Source organism: Mycobacterium ostraviense, from assembly GCF_002705925.1.
GTDB lineage: Bacteria > Actinomycetota > Actinomycetes > Mycobacteriales > Mycobacteriaceae > Mycobacterium > Mycobacterium ostraviense.
The window spans coordinates 4,870,513-4,891,421 of record NZ_NKRE01000001.1 but is presented as its reverse complement, the minus strand read 5'-3'; the positions used below and the strand labels follow the sequence as shown (position 1 = coordinate 4,891,421).

Sequence of the window (20,909 nt, the reverse complement as noted above, 5' to 3'; positions counted from 1 at the left end):
CAGCCTTCACGACCCGCTGAGCCAGGATGCGGTGAGCTTGGCCAACGCGTCGGCGCTGAGCCCCGACGCACTCATCGGCGAGGATCCCTGTTCCGGCGGCGACTCGGTTTCGGCCGCCGCCTGCTCGGCGGCCGTGTCGACCGCTGCGGCCAGCTCGGCAATCGTCATGTGCTCGAACACCATCGCCGGGGTGAACGGCAGACCCTGCGCGGTGGCCTGCGCCGACCATTTGATCGAAATGATGCTGTCACCGCCAAGAGCGAAGAAGTTGTCATCGCGGTCCACGCCGGTGATGTCGAGCAACTCCTCCAGCAAGGCGATCAGGACCTGCTCGGTTTCCACCGAGCCGCCCGTGGCCGGTTCGCGGGCCGAGGAGATCGTTGGGGTCGGCCGAGCAACCAGCTTCGCCAAAGCAGCCGCGGACAGCAGCTCCAGCGTCGATATCGGACGGTCCGGCGTCGACGCAAATCCGTCCAGTGCGGTGTTCAGCGCCTCGGCGATCAGCGCAACAGTTGCAGGTTCGTACAGATCGGCATTGGCGACCACCCGCACGTCCAGTTCGCCATGCGGCGTCACGGTCATGCCCACATCCAGGTCCAGCAATGAGACATCGAAGTCCATGGCAACTGGAACAACCGTGGTTTGACCGCTCGGCGTGAGATCGCGCGGTGTCAGCGCCCAATCCTCGCCGCGGAAGTGGATCATGTTCTGAAACAGCGGGTTTCGCGACAGGGAGCGTGGCGGATTGAGCGCCTCGACCAGACGCTCGATGGGCAGTTCCTGATGTGCGAACGCATCGATTACCGTCTCGCGGCTGCGCGCGATCATGGTGCGCGGGCTGGGGTCGCCGGACAAGTCGTTGCGCAGCACCACCACGTTGGCGAACAGCCCAACCAGGTTCGCGGTGGTCGTCTCCACCCGGGACGCTACCGGGCTGCCTAACGCGATATCCGTGCCACCACCGAGCTTGTGCAGTAGTACCGCAAGGACGGCTTGATACACCATGAATTCGGTAGCTTCGGCCGCTTCGGCCAACTGCGTGAGGGCGGCCCGGCGCGCCGCGGAAACAGTGAAACTCACCACTGCCCCACGCTTGCCGAGGGCCGGTGGGCGCGGGTGGTCGGCGGCGATTGAAATCTCGTCGGGCAAGCCGGCCAATGCGTCGCGCCAATACGACAGCTGCGCCCGCCCCCATTCCGAGTCAAGTGCGCTTCTTTGCCACCGCGCGTAATCCGCGAACTGAATGGGCAGCGCGGCCCACCTCGGCGCACTCCCCTCCACCCGGGCGCGATAGGCGTCGATCAGGTCGTCACAGACAATGCCGAGCGACGCGTGATCACTGACGATGTGGTGCACGATCAACAGCAGCACGTGGGTATCCGGCCCCAGCGCCAACAGGGTGGCCTTGATCAGCGGCCCAGATTCCGGCATAAACACGTGCCGGCGCAGCTGCGTCACCACCTGGTTGAGGTTCTCGGAGTCCGTCTGCCGGACCGGCAGCTCCAATTCCAGGCTCGGATGCACGATTTGATACGGAACACCTTGGTGCTCGCCGAAATTCGTCCGTAGCGCCTCGTGCCGTGCCACGACGTCGTTGAGCGCCGTGGTGAGGGCGCCGACATCCAGCGGACCTTCGAATCGAAGCGATAGTGGCATGTTGAAACCGTCTTGCGCACCTTCGATCCGGTATTGAAACCACGCGGCCAGCTGGGAGTAGGACAATGGGGGCCGTTCCTGACGCTGCGAGCCGGCCAGTTCTGGACGAGCAGCTATCGGTTCCGACCTGGCATCGTCGAAAGTTCCCTCGGCCTCCAGCGCGTCGAGGTCGATCTCGAATTCGGCATGGAATCGTTGGACCAGCCGAGCGGCCAGCCCGGCCGGGGTTGGGCTATCGAACACCGCGCGGACAGTCAGCTCTATCCCGAATTCGGCGCGGATCTGCGCGACCAGCCGAGCCGCCAACAGGGAATGGCCGCCCAGGCCGAAGAAGGAGTCCTCTGCTCCGACTCGCTCCCATCCGAACAGCCGGGCAAAGATCGAGCAGATCCTGCGCTCGGTGACAGTGGCCGGCTCGCGGTAGCGGCGCGCCGAGATAGGCGCCGGCGCCGGCAACGCCCGCTTGTCCAGTTTGCCGCTCCTGGTCAGCGGAATCTCGGGAATCACCGCGAAGGCACTAGGCACCATGTATTCCGGCAGCAAGGATGCGGCATGTGCGCGAATCTCGTCGAGATCTGGCTGAGCCGACGATGTTTCGCCGGATGCGGGCACCAGGTACGCGGCAAGCGTCGGGCCGGCCTCGGCGTCTGCCGCGACGACCAGACAATGCCGCACCGCTGGATGGGTCGCGATCACCGATTCGACCTCGCCAAGCTCGATACGGAATCCGCGAATCTTGACTTGCTCGTCAGCTCGGCCGACGATCTCCAGCTCACCAGACATATTGCGGCGAACCAGATCTCCCGATCGATACAGCCGCATGCCAGCATTGAACGGGTCTGCGACGAACCGCTGCGCGGTCAACGCGGGAGCTCCCAGATACCCGCGTGCCAACTGGACACCACCCAGATACAGCTCGCCGATCACCTCCGCGGGCACCGGTTGTAACTCTTCGTCGAGCACGTAGGCGTAGACGTTGCGGTTCGGCACACCGATAGGCACGACCCGGGCCCCCTGCGATCCCTCGACCAGCGAATGTGTCGAACAGACGACGGCCTCGGTGGGGCCGTAGTGATTGCGCAATTCCGCGTCGAAGTAGCCGGCGAATTTGTCCGCTAATTCACCGGGAAGCGCTTCCCCGCCCACCGGAACGTGTCGCAACCCCCGCCATTCGCTGACTTGCGGCCCCATCAGCAGGGTGCTGAGCATCGACGGCACCATATGCAGCACAGTGACGCCGCGGCGACTGATCAGCTCGGCAAGGTAACCGAGGTCGGTGAAGGCCTGGGGCTTGGGGACGATCAGCTGTGCGCCAAGCGACAACGTGATGAAGATCTCCGCCAGCGAAGCATCGAAGCTGACCGACGACGATTGCAGCCACCGGTCGCCGGCGGTCACATTCCACTCGGCGACGAAGCCGTCCACGTGCTCGGCGATGGCGCGATGAGAGACCGCCACGCCTTTGGGGCGCCCGGTGGAGCCGGAAGTGTAGATGACGTAAGCCAAGTGGTCGGGAAGCACGGGATGCAGCCGGTCGGCGTCGGTGAGAGGGACGTCCGGCAGCTGTGCGGCGGCCCGTTCGGCGGCGGCGAGTTCCTGCCACCCGAAAACCGTTCGTGGGGATGCGTCGGCAACGAGGTATTCGATGCGCTCGTCCGGATAGGTCGGGTCGATGGGAACGTAGGCCGCGCCGGTTTTCAATACGGCCAGCATCGCGACGATGAACTCGATCGAGGCGGTCATTCGCAGACCGATGAGGTCCTCAGCACCAAACCCCTGTGCGACCAGCCAGCGAGCCAGCCGGTTTGCGCGGCGGTGTAGTTGGGCATAGGTCAGCTCGGCTTCGTCGGAAGCCAGGGCGATCGCTTCGGGAGTGGCGGCTGCGGCGGCATCGAGCACCGCCACCATGGTGGTCGCCGGCGTGGCTACCAGTTCGCCGTGCGATTTCGCCAGGACGGCCTCCCGCTCGGCAGCGCCGAGCATGTCCACACCGGCGATGCGACGTTCGGGCTCGTCCAGCGCGCTGGCCAGTAGCTGCAGGTAGTGGGCCAGCATCTGACCGACGAGTGCAGAGCCCAAAACGTCGATCTGGTATTCGAACTCGACCCTCACGCCGTCCGGGTCGAGCACGACCGATAAGACAAGGGGAAGATGGGCCGTCACGGCCCCGAGTTCGAGTTGTCGCACCGCGACGCCGGCCAGCCCGAATCCGCTGGCGCTCGTGCGCATACTGAAACCGAGCCGGACCAACTGGTCCATGCCGTCGTGTCCCATGCGCTCCGGGTTGAGTTCGCGGACCACCCGATCGATGCCGACGCACTGGTGGGCGAAGCCGTTGAGACAGGTTTCGCGCACCGCGTCGACCAGGGTGGTGAACGTGTCATCGGGTCGCGCGACGATGCGCAGCAACAACGTGTTACCGAAATATCCGATGGCACGCTCAGCCGTCGCCCTGCGCTCGGTGACCGGCACGGAAATCAGGAAATCCGAAGAGCCGGTATAGCGGCGAATCAGCGCGCCGAAGGCCGCCAGCAATACCATAAATGGTGAGGCTGAACGTTTTTGGGCGAAGTCCTCGACACGGCCGAACAGATCGGCTGGCAAGGCCTGAGTTCGGCGTTCGGCGAGCCTGGACGGACGTACAGCGGCTACTCCGGGAAGCTGCAGCGGCTCGGGTGACGGCCGCAAAGTGTCCGCCCAGTAGCCGATATCCGCAATGCTGGGTTCCGCCGAGGTCTCGAGCACCTCGACTGCCACGAACTGTGGCGCCGAGCCGCCAAGTTGCCGCCCGTTATAAGCGGCGCTCAGCTCCCCCAGGAAAATGGCCCAGCAGCCGTCGTCCCAACAGATGTGATGCACGACAAGGAGCAGCACACATTCGTCGGTACCCGAGCGGATAAGGGTTGCGCGCAAAGGCCACTCGCTCGTGAGATCGAATGGCCGCCCGAACTCTTCTCGTGCCAGGGTCTCGATGTGCGGCTCACGTTCGTCGGCGGGGAGATGGGTAATGTCGTCGGTTCGCCAACTCACTTCGGCGCCGTCGGAAAACACTTGATACGGCTCCCCTTCCGAGTCCACTCCGTAGACGGTGCGCAAAATGGAATGGCGCTCGACAACGGCGCTCAATGCGGCCCGCAAGCCTGCCTCGTCCAAGGCGCCTGTGAGTCGATAGGCAACACAGATGTTCAACGTGACGTCCCGTGCGTCCATCGCCTGCAGGAACCACATTCGGCGCTGGCCGGCCGATAGGCGGTAGCGTTCTCCCGCGCAGACGGATGCGGCCGCTTTGTTCGCGGTCGCCATACCGCCTTCAGCGATACGCCTGCGCAGGAGTTCCCGGCGACGTTCCTGCAAGGTCTTGACATCATCTGCCACGGCCCGTTTCACCCCTAATCCGTAGTTCCCCTCCAACCCCACGTGCGGTCGGGCTGAACTGCGATGACACCACTTTTGCCAGCGCCATCCGACAGCCCAGTGGCTTATGTTAGCCTTCGCTAAGTTGGTTGGCTGCTGCGGCCGGTGCGGCAACGGGAGGAACGCGTGTGAACACGCTCGACCTGCGGCAATGCCGCGCGGTACTGGATCACGAGGTCTTCTCCGGCGAGTTCTCGCTGCGTCCACTGGAGCCCGACCTCGACCTTGACGTGGTGCACTCCTGGATGAACGACCCGGAGGTGGCGCGCTTCTGGCGCAAGCCGTGGCCACGGGTCCAGATCGCGGCATATCTACACCGACAGCATCGCAGCGCGCACTCGGCGCCGTACCTGGGCCTGCTCAACGGTGTTGCGATGAGTTACTGGGAGCTCTACCGTGCCGACCTCGACCCGCTCGCCCAGCATTACCCTGCCCGGGAGCACGATGCCGGCGTGCACATGTTGCTGGGTCCGGCCGAGTACCGCGGCCGACGGCTGGCCGTCGACCTGCTGCGCGCGGTCTCGACATGGCAGCTGGGTGCCGATCCGCACGCCGCCCGGGTGGTCGCCGAGCCCGACGTCGACAACGTGCGGGTGATCCGGTCACTCGAGCACGCCGGGTTCCGCCGCATCACCGATATGAACCTGCCGGACAAGCGAGCCGCCCTCATGGTCCGCGACCGGAATGCGCTATGAGCCAAGCCGCAAACCGCAGAGGGGTTTAGGCATGCCGCGCGCACTGGGCTGGATCAGGCAGTTCCACCGACCGGAGTCGTCCAACAGCCTTCCGCTGCTGGTCTTTCCGCACGCAGGAGCCGGTGCATCGGCCTACCGCGAATTCTCCAAAATCCTCAGCCCAACGTTCAATGTCATCGTTTTCCAGTACCCGGGAAGACAGGACCGAGCGGCTGAGGCCCCGTTGGAATCGCTGCCCGAAATCGCTGCGGGAGCATTCGGCGACTTTTCCACATCGGACCACAATCGCGACATTCCGATAGTCACATTCGGTCACAGCATGGGGGCGTTAGTCGCGTTCGAGTTCGTCCGACTCGCCGAAGCCGCCGGAATTGTTGTGCGGCGCCTCAACGCGTCGGCGGCGGTTGCGCCTTGTCACGTCGCCGCCAAACCACCACACCCCAAGGACGACGAGTCGATTCTCAACCATCTGGCGGCGCTGGAGGGCACCGACTCGGATGTGTTCGCGAACCGCGAGCTCATGAGGCTGGCACTTCCGGTGCTCAAAGCCGACTACAAAGCCTTCGATGCGTACTCCTGCGCCGAAGACGTCAAGGTCGCGACGCCCATCCAGGCGATGGGCGGTGATCAGGACCCATACATAGCGCTTGGAGACCTCTACGGGTGGGGTAAGCACACCGAGACGGTCAGCGTCACGATGTTCGACGGCGGGCATTTCTACTTGAGAACACACATTGACGCCGTCGCAAAGTTGTTGGCGTCGAGCACGCAATGCGAGTGGACACTGTGAGCAGCAACCAATGCACGCCGGCAACTGACCCGATCGTCATCTCGGGGATGGCGGTCGAAGCGCCTTGCGGAATCGACGGCCCCGGCGCCCTATGGTCGGCACTTGCCGAAGGAAAAGAGCTGATCGGCCCCTTTCCACGCGATCGCGGCTGGCCAATCGACGACCTTCTGTCGGTGTCCGAGCTAGACGGCTGGGGGCCAGTTTGCGACGCAGGTGGATTCTTGCACGGCGCAACCGCATTCGACCCGCCCTTCTTCGGCGTCACCCATCGCGAGGCCATCGTGATGCATCCTCAGCAGCGGGTTGCGCTGCGGGTGGCGTGGAAGGCGCTGGAGAATTCCGGGATAAACCCGGGAACACTCGATGGCGCAGATGCCGGTTGTTTTGTCGGCATGTCGCCGATGGAGTACGGCCCGCGTGCGGCGGTGGCCGATGCTTATAGCGGACACCGGATCGCCGCGTTGGGGCAACTGGGAGCCGCCGGCCGGATCTCGCACTGCCTTGGCCTGACTGGTCCCTCGATCAGCCTCGATACGGCATGTGCATCGTCATTGACCGCGCTGCACCTGGCCGCCACGGCGGTCCGGGAAGACGAGTGCGAATGGGCGCTTGCCGGCGCGGTGTGTGTGATGGGGTCGCCGGGAGCTTTCTACGAGTTCGCAAGGCTCAACGCGCTTTCCGATGACGGGCATTGCCGCGCCTACTCGGACGACGCCAGCGGAACCGTATGGGGTGAGGGCGCGGGAATGGTGCTCGTCGAACGCGAGTCACGAGCCCGTCGACTGGGACACTCGATCTACGGGCGCATCCTGGCGATCCGCACCAACCACAACGGCAAAGGCAAGCCGATACTCATTCCGCGGGTACGCGCGCAGGAGCAGGTCATCCGAAAAACGTTCGACGCGGCGGGAATCGACCCGGCCGACGTCGGGATGATCGAGGGGCACGGCACCGCGACGCTTGCCGGCGATCCGGTGGAATTGATCGCGTTGTTCAAAACCTACGGCGCAGCGAGATCAGAGGCCCTCGTGGGCTCGATAAAGTCCAACGCCGGACATGCCCAGGCCGCATCGGGGATCCTCGGACTGATCAAACTGCTCCTCGCGGGCCAGCACGGTCGAATCCCACCAACCCTGTTCTCGGACAACCCGACTAAGACGGTCGACTGGGACATGACGGGCCTGCGACTGGCCACCAAACTACACGAGTGGGAACCCAAAGAAGGCGTTCGCTACGGTGCGGTGTCGTCATTCGGCGCCGGCGGCGCCAATGCCCACGCAATCATCGCCATGCCCGCCAGGGAGCACAGTGATTCCTAGCTATCGTCTTCCCAACGGCACTATTCCCGTCCTCCTCTCAGCGGATACCCCCAACCTCGTCCGCGATGAGGCCGCAGCCCTCCTTTCTTACATGGCAACTCATCGCGAAGTTGCACCCGACCGGATCGCCGGAATGCTGTTTCGGACGCGGATCGCCCGCCGGCACCGAGCCCTGGCCATGGTGACCAACCGCAACGAATTGGTCAGCGCGCTGCAAGCGGTATTCGATGGGCGCGAACATCCATCGGTGGTTCGCACCGAAACACCCGCCGGCACGCGGCGGCGCGCTTATGTCTTTCCCGGCCAGGGCGGGCAGCGACCGGGCATGGGGCGGCTTTTCTACGAAACGGTCCCCGCGTTCCGTGCCGAGGTGGATCGCTGCGCCGAGACCTGCCAGGCACAACTCGGCGAGTCACCGCTGAATTACCTTCTCGACCAACAGGTTCAGGCCGACAATTGCGCGACAACCGTCCAGCCCGCGTTGTTTTGCCACATGGCCGGGCTGGCCGCCGCCTGGCGATCATTCGGCATAACGCCCGGTGTCACCATCGGGCACAGCCAGGGCGAGATCGCCGCCGCCTACGTATCGGGCGCCATCACGTTGTCTGACGCCGTCTGCGTGATCGGGATCCGCGCACGCGCGGCCGACGAGTTCGTCTCCGGTGCCTATGCCATGGCGATGGTTGCCTGCGACCGCGACACCTGTGAGGACCTGCTCGCACACCGCACCGGTTGGGCGCAGCTCTCGGTCATCAATTCGCCACGCATGGTGGGTATTTCCGGTGATCGGGAAACCGTGCAGGACATAGTGGATACGCTGACGGAACGTGGCGTGTTCGCGCGAGTGATCGGCGTGCGATATCCAGCCCACACCAGCATGATCAACGAGTTCGCTTCCTCGTTACGGGCGACCATGCGGCGCCAACTGCGAAATTCCAAGTTCCTCGAGACGGACATCGACTGCCTTGGCGCCACTCTCGGCAGCCCCCTGACACCGGACCTGCCGGTTGACGAATATTGGTTCTGGAACCTGCGCAACCCGGTTCGATTCGACAAGGCAATCGCGGCCGCCGCCGAGCGCGGCATCGACACGTTCGTGGAATTGGCCGAACACCCGATGCTGCAGTCGGCGATTCAAGACAACCTCGCACGAATTCCGGATGTGTGCCCGGCCATCACCGTCGGCACATCAGAGCGAACCGCCGCCGATCTCGACGCGTTCACCGGAAACCTCGCCCAATTGGCGGTTCACGACTTGGACTACTCGTGGGAGTCGCTGCGCACCGGATCCGGTCCAGTCCAGCCGCCGCTAGCCGATTTTCCCAATACCAGGATGAACGAGACCCGGCTGTGGTTGCCGTATGACGAGGTCTTGCCCCGACGCGCCCGTCGCACAGCCGAGGTCACGGCCGTGACCACTGCGGCGACGTCGTCTCGCACCCCCGTCGCGGAAACCGCACCCGCACGCCGTCTCGTCGAGGAATGGGTTCGCCTTTCCCAGCGCTCGCTCACGGCACCGCGGGCGATTGGAATCGTTGACCACACCGGAGCCTGCGTGGACTTGGCGAATGCCGTACGGGTAGCGGCCGACGAGGCCGGAGCAACGGCTCGGGTGATCGATGCCGAAAACTGGTGTGACGAAGGCGGTATCGACACACTGGTCATACTGATTCCGAGATCGCCGAGATTAGACGACTGCGCCGCCGCAGCCGCGGTCGCGGCATTCTTTTCCGATCGCGGCTGGTGGCCGGGCATAGATGGTGCGTTGGCAGATTGCTGGCTGGTCACGGTGGGCGGTGAGGCAGTGGCCGCCGGCGATGCACCGCCGGATCTGGTGCACGCGGCAATCAGCGCCGGATTTCGTAGCGTAGGCGCCGACTATCCCGGTGTGGGATTTCGCCACCTCGACCTCCCGGGGAAAGTCCAGACGTCAGATGCGGCATCAGCGATCCTTTCGGCGCTGCACACCAAGGAAGAGCCGGAGCTGGCCCTCCGCAATGGCGGCCTGTACGCCAAACGAATCGTTGCAGTCGAAAGCCCGGAGCCCGGAACCGATGGCACCGCCTATGACCATGTGCTGATTATCGGTGGTACGGGTCACCTCGGCTTGGAATTCTGCGAGCACTTCGCACGCCGTGGTGCGCGTCGCATCACTCTGGTAAGCAGATCGGGCGAAACCGCCGCGGTCGCAGATCGGCTGCGGCAGACACGTTCGGCCACAACGACACAAATCCGTGCCGCCAAGTGTGACGTGGGTGTCGAAGCCGAGGTCGCGCGACTGGCTGCGGACAACCAGGAGTGGCCCGCGGATCTGATAATCCATGCCGCCGTCGAGTATTCTCCTGTCGAATTCACGGATATCACTGCGCAGCAGGTCGATAACGCGTTGCGCGCCAAGGTGGTCGGCATCTCACATGTCCTGCGAATGTTTCCCAGGGCCAACGACTGTCGCGTAGTTCTATGCTCTTCGGCCAGGGCAACGATCGGCGGTCGCGGACAAGTCGTCTACGCGGCGGCCAATCGCATGCTCGACGCCATGGCGCACCGGCTTCGGGCCGAGGGTTTGGACTGCGTTTCGGTGCAGTGGGGCCAATGGACCGTCCACTTCGATCTGGATGCCGACAGCATGGCCCAGCTGGCCGCCATCGGAGTTCTCCCAATGGCTCCGACTGATGCAATCGCCGTGGGAATGAATGCGTTTCACGAAAATTCGATCGTTGCGGCGTTCGATTTCGAACGCGCCCGCTCAGTACTGGACGTGTTCGGCTACGGCCCGTTGATCTCACAGCTGACCTCCCGCGCCGTCAGGTCAACCGTGGTCAAGGCTCCGGCAGCCGTTGAGGGGGCAGAGCTGCCACGACGGTTGGTAAGCCTGCTGGCCGAGGCCATCGGTGTGGAGCGGCCCGAGATGATCGACACTAGCGTGCCGATGGTGGCCATCGGCCTGGATTCGTTGCAGGCGTTAGAGTTACGTCGCCGCGTGAAGTCAGAGTTCGATCACGATCTAGAGGTGTCGGAACTCCTCGGCGGGGCATCCATTGCCGACGTTCTGGCACAGCTGAGCCCGGTAGCCGTTTCCGCACGCCGGCCATGACCGACAGTCGCGGCCGGTCCAGTAGGTGGCAATCGCCTCAGTGGTCGTTGACTACGACATAGCAGGTGGCGTCGTCAAACAGATTGGTACGCATCGCTTCTGCCCATTCGGGGCTCGGTCACGCCTCTCTCGGCGCCGAGAATCCGATCCGAAAGTAACCCCAGGCAACTCAAGTTGGGAAATCCCGGGCCCTCATTGATGCCGGACAGATTGGGCAGGAAGAGCTTCGGGGTGACACCGGCGACGGCCAAGTCTTGCCCGATGGATTCTTCCAGCCGCTCGCCGGTCAAGGGCCCACCCACCCCCAGCTCGAGCAAGTCAACAGCAGCCGGGCTCAATAGTGGCACGAACCACAGCGGATCAGCACCGGATCCGTCGATGACGAGGTCGAAGCGGTGAAGCGTCTCGAGCGGTTCTCCGCAATTGTCGGTGCACAGCGTGATCCAGATTCGGCCGTCACGCGCGACGACGCGAGCAACGCGCCCGCGCAGGTGCTTGATTCTCTCGTCGGCCAGTAGCGACTCTTGAACCCGGGCCGAAAAGACGCCGCGGTCGGTGCGGGCAATGCAGTCACGCCGTTCGCCTTGCGTGAGGCGGCGCCAGCCCGTGGGGTCGGAAAACAGCGAGTTCTCGAAGAAACCTTCCCCCCTGGTGAACAGGGTCGCTTGCGGTGAGATGGCCGTGATCGCCGAAACCCGATGATGGAACAGCTCGTTGAGAATCGAGGCAGCAGTCTCGCCGCCGCCGATGACCGCGACATTGTCGGCAACAATGCGGTCGTGGCGCGCGGCGCGCTGCCAGAACTGCGCGATCGACAAGACTCGCGGAGAACCGGAAAGCATCGAACGCTCGGGCTGACCCGGACCGGTGATCATGACCGCGTCTGCGGACAGGCTCGACTCACGAGTGTGGAGAACCCAGTTCGGCGCCTCGAGCGAGAGCTGAACCACTTCACCCCGAACGACTTTCAACCCCACCACGTCGGCAACCCAGCGCAGATAGCCGGCCCACGTTTCGTGAGTTGGCGCCGGCCTACCCCGGTCGATCCATCCGACGAATTGGTCCGTTGCGACCAGATACGACTGCCAGCTAAGGCGCATCATCTGCTCGTCGAGTTCGGCGTTACGTCCCGGCGCCAGCGCCGACCGGTACGGGAAGCCAACATCTTTCTCCGGGCTGGTGCCCAGCCGCTGCCTGCCGTCGGTCCAGCCGCCGCCCTGCCGCCAGTTGGCCGCAACGCCGGCGCGTTCGACGGCAACGACGTCGCACACGTCGACGCCCATCTCGCGCAGCACCGCCGCCTTCGCGGCCACGGCGACGGCCTTCGCGCCGGCCCCGACGATCGCCAGCGTGCCGCTCATGAGGTAGCCGCCATCCGCGAAAGATTGGGGGGAAATTTCAGGTTTTGGGGGTCGCAGTCCCAGTTCGCCAGCACGCCTGCTTTCGATGCGCGGCCCACACCCCACCTCCGCTGCTTAGCTCAGGCTGCCCTAACTTCATGTACGCTACCTCATGTCCGCGGCGTTGGACACGTTCGCCCCAAAGGAAGTCGCGCCATGCCTGGATCCCCTACCCAGCCGCTGCACTCGGCGTCGCGGGACGGCTTCGTAGCTTTTTCGCCGGAGCGTGCGGCCGCCTACCGTGCGGGCGGCTACTGGACCGGCCGCACTGTCGATTCCCTGCTGCGACAGGCCGCGATCAGATGGCCCGACCGGGTGGCCGTGCTGGATGCGGTGAGCAGCCATACCTACTCCGAGCTGGACGATCTGGTCAGCCGAACCGCCGGCGGGTTCGCCTCGCTCGGGATCGCTCCGGGTGAGCGACTGCTGTTGCAGCTGCCGAACTCGTGCCGTTTCGCCGTCGCTCTCTTCGGCCTGCTGCGCGCCGGGGCTGTTCCGGTGATGTGCCTGCCCGGACACCGGCTGGCAGAACTTAGTCATTTCGCCCAGGTCAGCGGTGCGGTCGGGGTGGTGATCGCCGACGCCGCGGGCGGCTTCGATTACCGGGCAATGGCCGAACAGCTTGTTGCCGCGTATCCGCAATTGCGCCACGTTGTCGTCGACGGTGACGCCGATCCCTTCCTGCCGTGGTCAGCGCTGCCCAGCGGCGCACCGCCCGAAATTGCGGTCGACACCGCCGGCCCCGCGTTACTGCTCGTGTCGGGCGGCACCACGGGCATGCCGAAGCTGATTCCCCGCACGCACGACGACTACGTCTACAACGCCACCGCGAGCGCGCGGCTGTGTCAGCTGACGAATGACGACGTTTACCTCGTGTCGCTGCCGGCTGCGCACAACTTCCCACTGGCGTGCCCCGGCATCCTCGGCGCGATGACCGTCGGGGCTACCGTCGTTTTCAGCGCCGACCCTAGCCCGGAGGTCGCGTTCCCCACGATCGATCGGCACGGCGTGACCGTCACCGCGACAGTGCCGGCCCTGGCCAAACTGTGGGCGCAGGCCTGCCAATGGGAACCGGTGACGCCAAAGACCCTGCGGCTCCTGCAAGTGGGCGGGTCCAAGCTCGAGCCCGAGGATGCGGCCCGGATACGGGCCGCGCTGACCCCCGGATTGCAGCAGGTATTCGGAATGGCTGAGGGGCTGCTAAATTTCACTCGCCTCGACGATCCGCCCGAAGTGGTAGAACACAGCCAGGGGCGGCCGCTGTCGGATGCCGACGAACTGCGCATCGTCAATGGCAATGGCGAATCGGTGGCGCCGGGTGACGAAGGTGAACTACTGGTGCGGGGGCCATACACCATCAACGGATACTTCCGCGCTGAGCAAGAGAACCTGCGGTGTTTCGATTCCGATGGTTTCTATCGAAGCGGCGACCTGGTCCGCCTCCGCGAGGACGGCTACCTGATAGTCACCGGCCGGGTCAAGGACGTCATCTGCCGGTGCGGTGAGACCATTTCGGCCCAAGCTCTCGAAGAACGGCTGCTAAGCCATCCCGCGGTCTGGTCGGCTGCGGCCGTCCCGCTGCCTGACCCGGATTTGGGCGAAAAGATCTGCCTTGCAGTCGTTTTCGCCGGACCTACGCTGACGCTGGCGGAACTGAACCGCTATCTCGACGAATGCGGCGTGGCAGCGCACGCCCGCCCCGACCTGCTGGTGGCAATGCCGTCGTTGCCGAAAACGCCCGTGGGCAAGATCGACAAGAAGGCTATTGCCCGGCAGGTCGCCGACGCCCAAAAAGTTTCGCCCCGCTAAGGCCATCAGGCCGCGGCATGCACAGTGGACCGGTTGATGGGTCGCAGACGTCGCCCCACCGGCGCCGGTGGGCGGGAGCCCACCTTATATACCCCCAGCGGTAGGGACCTAAGGCCACTGCACATGGGCAGGAGGTCTCTACCCGCGGCCGCCGGCGGACAACAACAGTGGAGGTTGCCATGTTGCATGCCGGCAAGCCGGACACCGGCTTGCCGGTCAAAGGGGGTTTGTGAATTTTATGCTCAACTACGGCGCGCAACCCGACATCCTGGGACCGTTAGCCGCCGGCCAGCGGTCCATGTGGGCTGTCCAACAACTGCAGCCCGAAGTCCCTTACGCGATCGCCGGTTTTCTCGCCATCGATCACCATGTCGACGTCGAGAAGCTCACGGCTGCATGTGAATCGGCGGCCGCGCGGTTCGGCACACAATGTGCGCGGCTGTCCCTCGTGGACGGCGACCCGGTCTTCATGGTCGACCGCTCACTCCCGCAGAACCTACGCTCTCTGCGTTGCATCGATCTGCGCGCCGAGTCCGACCCGGTCGCCGCTGCTCATAGCTGGATGAACAACAATTGCTACCGGCCAATTGACCTGGTCCATGACCGACTGACCGACATTGCGCTGCTGTGGATCACCGACAATCTGTCGTACTTCTACTTGCGTGCGCACCACGTGCTCTTCGACGGGTATGGCGCCAACAATTTCATCCGACACATCGCGGCCGCCTACTCGGGATCGGCCGCGACCGCCACCGAAGTCGACTTCTCAGAATTTGCCCTGATCCGTCAGGCAGATCAGAAGTATCAACAATCTGCGCGCAGTGATGCTGATGCCGAGTATTGGCAAAACATCGTGGATCGCCCCGCGGACGTCGCCGACCTGGGCGGGGGCGGCAGGTCAGCGGGGCCGCACCACCCGCAGATGCGTGAGCTGGTGTGCCGGCATCTCTCGGAGAGCCGCCAGCTCGATGTCGCAAGGGTTATCGCGACGATGGCGGTTTTCATCGCGAAAACTACAGGACGCCAGAACGTCTCGATGTCGCTGCCGGTCTCGGCGCGCACCACCGCGGCGCTGAAAAGAGCTGCGGGCATGGTGGCCAATATGGTGCCGCTGCGCATCCGCGTCGATGACGGCGACACGATTGGCGCGCTGACCGACCAAGTCGCCAAGGCCTTGGTCGGTGCGCTGCGGCATCAGCAGTTCCGGCGCTGGCCGGACCTCATTGCCGACGCAGCCCATCTCGACAACCTCAATTTCGGCCCGATCATCAACATCCTCGATTTCGCCACCCCGTTTCGTTTCGGGTCTTCCGAACCGACGTACAACGTCTTGACCAACGGCCCCGTAAAAGACATTGCGGTCAACCTCTATCCGCGGCTGGGTCACGGCGCGCCGCGGATTCAGTTTGCGTGGAATCCGCATCGGTACAGCGCCGACGACATCGCCAGGCACATAACCCGTCTGGAATCGCTCTGTGATCGCCTACTGGTGGCGGATGGGTCGGTGGTGGTGGGTGAGGTGTCGTTGCTCGATGGCGGTGAGCGTGAGCTGGTGGTGTCGGGGTTTACTGGCGCCGGGGTGGCGGCGCCGGTGGGGGTGGTGTCGCAGGTGTTGGCCGCGGCGGTGGCGGCCGATCCGGACGCGGTGGCAATCATCGACGGTGCCCGGCAGGTGTCGTATCGCCAGCTCGATGAGTCATCGACGCGGTTGGCGCGGGTGCTGATCGAGGCGGGGGTCGGGCCCGAGCGCGCGGTGGGCGTGGCCATGGACCGGTGTGCCGAGCTGGTGGTGACGTGGTGGGCCGTGGTCAAGGCCGGCGGGGTGTATGTGCCGGTGGATGCGGCCCATCCCGTCGAGCGCATCGCCGCGGTGCTCGACGCGGTCGACGCGGTGTGTGTGCTCAGCTGCGCCGCCCACAGCCTGGCCGGGGCCGGGGCGCGCCCGGTGCTCCGCGTCGACGAGCTGGACCTCTCGGATCGCCGCGCCGACCCGATCACCGACACCGACCGGCGCTCCCCGCTCAGCGTGGACAACACCGCCTATGTGATCTTCACCTCCGGCTCCACCGGCGCCCCCAAGGGAGTGGCGGTCGGCCACGCCGGCCTGCTGGGGATGGCCGCGGCCCAACGCGAGCTGTTCGGAGTAGGCGCCCAGGCGCGGATCCTGATGGACATCGAAAACGCCCTACTGGCCTGCCCGCAGGTCACCCAAGCCGCCGCCACCATCCACCACACCACCACCGGAACCCCCCACCTCATCGGCTACATCAGCGGCTCAGCCTCCCTTGACCCCACCGCGATACGCCAGCAGCTCAGCGCACGATTGCCCGCCTACCTGATCCCGACTCAAGTGCTGCCGCTCGACAACATCCCGCTGACCTCCTCGGGCAAGCTCAACCGAAACGCATTACCCCCACCAGTGTTCGCCGCCGCACAATACCGGCCACCGCAGACGCCGACCGAAAACATCGTCGCCGACGTCTTCGCCGACGTCCTGGGCCTCGACCGCGCCGGCCTCGACGACGACTTCTTCGCCCTCGGCGGAGACTCCCTGCTCGCCACCCGGCTAAGCACCCGACTGCAACTGGCACTGAACACCGAAGTACCGGTGCGGTCTATATTCGACGCCCCCACCGTCGCCGACCTCGCCGACCACCTGCACCGCAACACAAACACGATTTCCGTACAAGAAGTCGTTCCGGTTCAAACTCTGAAAAAGGGCGCCGGCGTTCCGTTGTTCTGCATTCATCCCGGGGGTGGCGTGAGTTGGCCGTATCAGGCTCTTGGTAATTACTTGGACTGCCCGATCATTGGAATCCAGCAAATTCCGCAGGGCGAAGAAGCCGAACCTCGATCAATTCGCGATATGGCGAAAAACTATGCCGACAGGATCCAAGGGGTTTATCCCACCGGCCCCTACAACCTTCTTGGCTGGTCTTTTGGTGGCGTCGTCGCCCACGAACTCGCGATCGAGCTTCAGCGACGCGGATGTGCAATTGCACGTCTTGTCCTTCTTGACGCGGATCCCGGTATCGACGACATCCAGGATCTGGGCGACTGGAGGAAGCAGTTAGAAGTCTTGCGCTTCTATGGCATCGATGTTCCAGAACAAGACGAACCGCTCACCTACGAGCAGATAGAAAAATTGATCCGAGAGCCAGGCGCCACCGAATTTCTCCGATACAAACAGCTTCTGGATTTGTTTGTGCAAAACATCGCAAGTGGTATGGCGTTGTATCAGACCCACGAACCCGATGTATTCGATGGTGACATGATCATATTCTCAGCTGTGCGGGATGCGAGCGATCGGAGTTTATCTCTGCTGCAAAGTTGGCGACCTTACGTTACGGGCGACATTACCGTGCACTCGGTCAACTCCACGCATCAAGAAATGCTGACCACCCAATCGCTCCGTATGTACGGCCGACAACTCGAACGCACATTAATCCGAGCCGGATCCACTGAGGTTTCCGGGCTCTTTTGCACGCCCGACCAGCTTGTGGGCAGAACGAAGCCCAATGTTAAGTGGTCGCGTTCCGGTCGCCCGACCTGCGCCGCCGGCAAGCATGTTTACGAGGACCAACATCAACGGGTGACGCAATCTTCAAGCGAATACTCGCAGGGCGTGTCATGAGCGGACCATTACGTTCATCGGACGTCGCCACTGAGGCTGCGGGAGCCTGTGGGCGTCCGGCGTTACGGCTGGAGGCGGTGAGTCGAACCTACGGATCCGGACCGACAGCAGTGGACGCGCTCAAGGATGTCAACCTCGAGGTTTGGCCCGGTGAGTTCGTCGTAATACTGGGTCCGTCAGGTTCGGGCAAAACGACGCTACTCAATCTGGTGGGCGGCATCGAAGCGCCCACGTGTGGACGAATCCTGGTGTCCGGCAATGATATTGCCGCGCTAAGCACTAGGAAGCGCGCAGCATATCGACGGGACCAGGTTGGTTTTGTGTTCCAGTTCTTCAACCTGGTAGCGACCTTGACCGCACGCGAGAATGTGGAGATCATCGCCGAACTCGCCGGCGAGGACTGCGCTCACCGCAGTCGCGGAGCGCTGGTGAAAGTCGACCTCACTGACCTCGCCGACCGGTTTCCCGGACAGATGTCCGGTGGTCAGCAGCAACGGGTGGCGATCGCCCGTGCCGTCGTCAAAGACCCGCCGCTGTTGCTGTGTGACGAACCGACCGGCAGTCTGGACCTGACCACAGGCCGCCAGGTTTTGACGATGTTGCGAGAGTTGGCCCGGGAGGGCCGTCACACCGTCCTTTTGGTTACGCACAATTCCGCGATCGCCAAGATTGCCGATCGGGTGGTGTGGTTGCGCTCCGGAAGGGTCGCCCGTCAGGAACGGGTCGCTGCTCCGGTGCCGGCGCAGGACCTCGACTGGTGAGCCGCATCCTGCTGCGCAAGGTGCGCCGGGATCTGTGGGGACAGCGCTCGCAGTTCCTGGCCGCGGCGGTCGTGATGGGGATCGGTGTGGCGGTCTTCGTCGGCGCCACAGATGCCTATGCCAACTTGCAGCAGTCATTCGCCCGGGTCTATGCCACGCAACTGCTGCCGGACGTTGTGATCAGCGGGCCCGGCGTGTTCGGGCTCGACGAGGCTGCCCGAACCCTTCCCGGTCATCCCAACGTTGAGCTTCGCCAACAATCTGACGTCAGTATCCGGATCAGGGGCCGCACCCTGTTCGGTCGCGCAGTCGGCGTGCCCGTTGCAACCCAACCCGCAGTGTCGAAGTTGGCAGTCCGATCCGGTGGTCTGCCGCCCCGTGGGTCGGTGCTGGTGGACGAGCACGTCGCCGCCCATTACGGCCTGCATCCGGGCGACACCATCGAACTGCTCGGACCGTCCGGTTGGCGCCCGGTGTCCGTTTCGGGGTCTGCCGTGTCGACGGAATATTTGTGGCCGGCCCGCTCGCGTGCGGAGACGGTCACCACACCGGAGTACTTCGGCGTGGTGTTCGTACCGGCACCCGATATGGTGCAGTTCGCGGCTCGCCCGGCAGATCAGCTGCTGGCGTATGCGCGCGACCGCGACCAAGCACACGCATTGGTCACCGCTGCAACGGAATTGGCGTCCTCACACGCAATGGTGGCCACGTCGCGCGACGAGCTGCCGTCCTACAGCTTTTTGCGCGACGGCATGGAATCGGTACGCAAGTTCGCAAGACTGCTGCCCTGGGTGTTTCTCGTGGCAGCGGTGGTCGGGACGCAGGTGCTCTTGTCGCGACTGGTTGCCGCGCAACGAGCGGTGATCGGCACCCTGTCAGCCAACGGACTGTCCGGCCGAACGATCCTTAGCCACTACCTGACTTATGGTGTGGCGGTCGGTGTTGCGGGGGCCACGGCAGGGATGATCGGCGGCTATGTTCTCGGTGGCTGGTACACCGCCCAATACACCCAGGCACTGGGACTGCCGCAGCGCGCGACGTCGCTGTATCCCAGCAGTCTGCTGATCGGGGCCATCGCCGGTGCTGCGGCATCCGCACTCGCGGCGTGGACCCCGGCCCGCGCCGCATCGCGGGTGAGCCCGGCCGATGCGATGCGAATCTCGCCGACCTGCGTACGCGGCGGCGTAAGCGTCGCGGAACGACTGCTGCCGCCGCTGCGGCGTATACCCACACGGTGGCGAATGACGTTGCGCGGCATCACCCGCAACCGTCGCCGAACGATCCTTACCGTGGCCGGGGTGGTGGCTTCGGTCTGCCTGGTGATGGTGTTCGCCGGCATGCGCGACACCGTCAATGGCGTCATTGATCGACAGTACGGAGAGATCGAACTTCAAGACGCTCAAGTCATCACCGCCGCGGGCACTGCCGATGCCGTCGCGGGTGCTTTACGCGCCGACCCCCAAGTCGCCGCCGCAGAACCGTTCACGCGACTGGATGTCACGGTGCAGGGCAGCAACAACCGTTACGACACCCTGCTGATCGCCTTGCCGCGGGCAACCCGGATGCACCGATTCCCATTTGGTGGATCCAGCCGCAGCCTTCCCCGCGACGGTGTGTTGCTGGGAGCGGGCTTACGGGCCATTCTCGGCGTCACCGTCGGTGACAAAATCGCAATAACCAACGCCCAGAAAGGAATCCGTCTTGAGCAACCCGTCGCCGGCTTCGCCGACGAGCCGATGAGCCCGGTCGTATATGTCGCGGCCGAGCAAGTGCCTGCCCTTGCACCGTCGGGCGTGTTGCTCAAGCTGGCCCCCGGCGTCAACCAGGACTCCAAGGGCCAGGACGTGACGGCGTTGCATGGCGTGGTCGCCTACGTGCCCACCGACTCGGTCTCCACCACCATCCGCAAGGCTTTCGAGCTGTATAACGTGCTGGTTGCACTGACCTTGTTATCCGCCGGTGTGATGTCCGCGGCGCTGCTCTACAACGCGATGTCAGCCAACGTCAGTGAACGCACCGGTGAGTTAAGTACACTACAGGCCGCCGGAATGGATGCCCGCCAACTGGGCCGGCTGGTGGCGGCGGAGAATATGACGCTGGTCGCGATCGGTCTGCCGGCCGGTCTGATCGCCGGGACGTGGCTCGCTGAATGGTTCTTGTCTACCTACGTAACGCAAGGGTATCGATGGCACCTGATGATGCACACCACGACTCCGCTTCTAGTCACCGCGGGGGTCCTGATCGCCTCACTGCTGACGCTGATCCCGGCATTCCGCGTCATCGGACGAATGGACGTGGCCAAAGTGGTGCGTGAGCGGACGTTGTGAGCACCCGTGC

Annotated in this window: 10 protein-coding genes; 8 read left to right on the top strand and 2 right to left on the bottom strand. The window is 64.2% G+C overall.

Annotation, left to right across the window (positions count from 1 at the left end; translation table 11 throughout):
- Positions 1 to 6: 6 nt before the first annotated feature.
- Positions 7 to 5,031 carry a non-ribosomal peptide synthetase gene (locus CDN38_RS22750; RefSeq protein WP_075511414.1) on the bottom strand — a complete coding sequence of 1,675 codons (5,025 nt, stop codon included), beginning with the start codon at positions 5,029 to 5,031 and terminating at the stop codon, positions 7 to 9.
- Between the two features lie 167 nt (positions 5,032 to 5,198).
- Here CDN38_RS22750 and CDN38_RS22745 point away from each other — a divergent pair, with 167 nt between their 5' ends.
- Genes CDN38_RS22745 through nbtC form a run of 4 tightly spaced genes read left to right on the top strand, consistent with a single transcriptional unit; the run spans position 5,199 to position 10,968 of the window.
- Positions 5,199 to 5,765 carry a GNAT family N-acetyltransferase gene (locus tag CDN38_RS22745; RefSeq protein ID WP_075511391.1) on the top strand — a complete coding sequence of 189 codons (567 nt, stop codon included), beginning with the start codon at positions 5,199 to 5,201 and terminating at the stop codon, positions 5,763 to 5,765.
- Between the two features lie 31 nt (positions 5,766 to 5,796).
- On the top strand, positions 5,797 to 6,555 hold the full coding sequence (locus CDN38_RS22740) for a thioesterase II family protein (RefSeq protein ID WP_075511392.1): 759 nt from the start codon (positions 5,797 to 5,799) through the stop codon (positions 6,553 to 6,555).
- A complete protein-coding gene (locus CDN38_RS22735) occupies positions 6,537 to 7,874 on the top strand; it encodes a beta-ketoacyl [acyl carrier protein] synthase domain-containing protein (protein ID WP_075511393.1) in 1,338 nt (445 codons plus the stop codon). The genes CDN38_RS22740 and CDN38_RS22735 overlap by 19 nt, the downstream gene beginning before the upstream one ends.
- Positions 7,825 to 10,968, top strand: a complete 3,144-nt coding sequence (gene nbtC / locus CDN38_RS22730; RefSeq protein ID WP_082277190.1) for a nocobactin polyketide synthase NbtC — start codon at positions 7,825 to 7,827, stop codon at positions 10,966 to 10,968. The genes CDN38_RS22735 and nbtC overlap by 50 nt, the downstream gene beginning before the upstream one ends.
- Before the next feature lie 74 nt (positions 10,969 to 11,042).
- Here the strand turns inward: nbtC and mbtG are convergent, their stop codons facing one another.
- Positions 11,043 to 12,329 (bottom strand): NADPH-dependent L-lysine N(6)-monooxygenase MbtG, encoded by a 1,287-nt coding sequence (gene mbtG / locus CDN38_RS22725; RefSeq protein WP_099319196.1) that lies wholly within the window; start codon positions 12,327 to 12,329, stop codon positions 11,043 to 11,045.
- A 195-nt stretch (positions 12,330 to 12,524) separates the two neighbouring features.
- Between mbtG and CDN38_RS22720 the strand changes: the two genes are divergently transcribed.
- The 4 genes from CDN38_RS22720 to CDN38_RS22705 all read left to right on the top strand — a co-directional run bounded on the left by CDN38_RS22720 (position 12,525) and on the right by CDN38_RS22705 (position 20,899).
- Positions 12,525 to 14,177, top strand: coding sequence for a (2,3-dihydroxybenzoyl)adenylate synthase (locus CDN38_RS22720; RefSeq protein ID WP_075511396.1), 1,653 nt, complete (start codon positions 12,525 to 12,527; stop codon positions 14,175 to 14,177).
- Between the two features lie 238 nt (positions 14,178 to 14,415).
- Complete coding sequence (locus CDN38_RS22715) at positions 14,416 to 17,811, top strand: AMP-binding protein (protein WP_099319195.1); 3,396 nt, start codon at positions 14,416 to 14,418, stop codon at positions 17,809 to 17,811.
- A gap of 77 nt (positions 17,812 to 17,888) precedes the next feature.
- Positions 17,889 to 18,572 (top strand): ABC transporter ATP-binding protein, encoded by a 684-nt coding sequence (locus CDN38_RS22710; RefSeq protein WP_233026989.1) that lies wholly within the window; start codon positions 17,889 to 17,891, stop codon positions 18,570 to 18,572.
- Entirely contained in the window at positions 18,569 to 20,899 is a 2,331-nt protein-coding gene (locus CDN38_RS22705) for an ABC transporter permease (protein ID WP_099319194.1), read from the top strand. Before CDN38_RS22710 ends, CDN38_RS22705 begins: the two co-directional genes overlap by 4 nt.
- Positions 20,900 to 20,909: the final 10 nt, after the last annotated feature.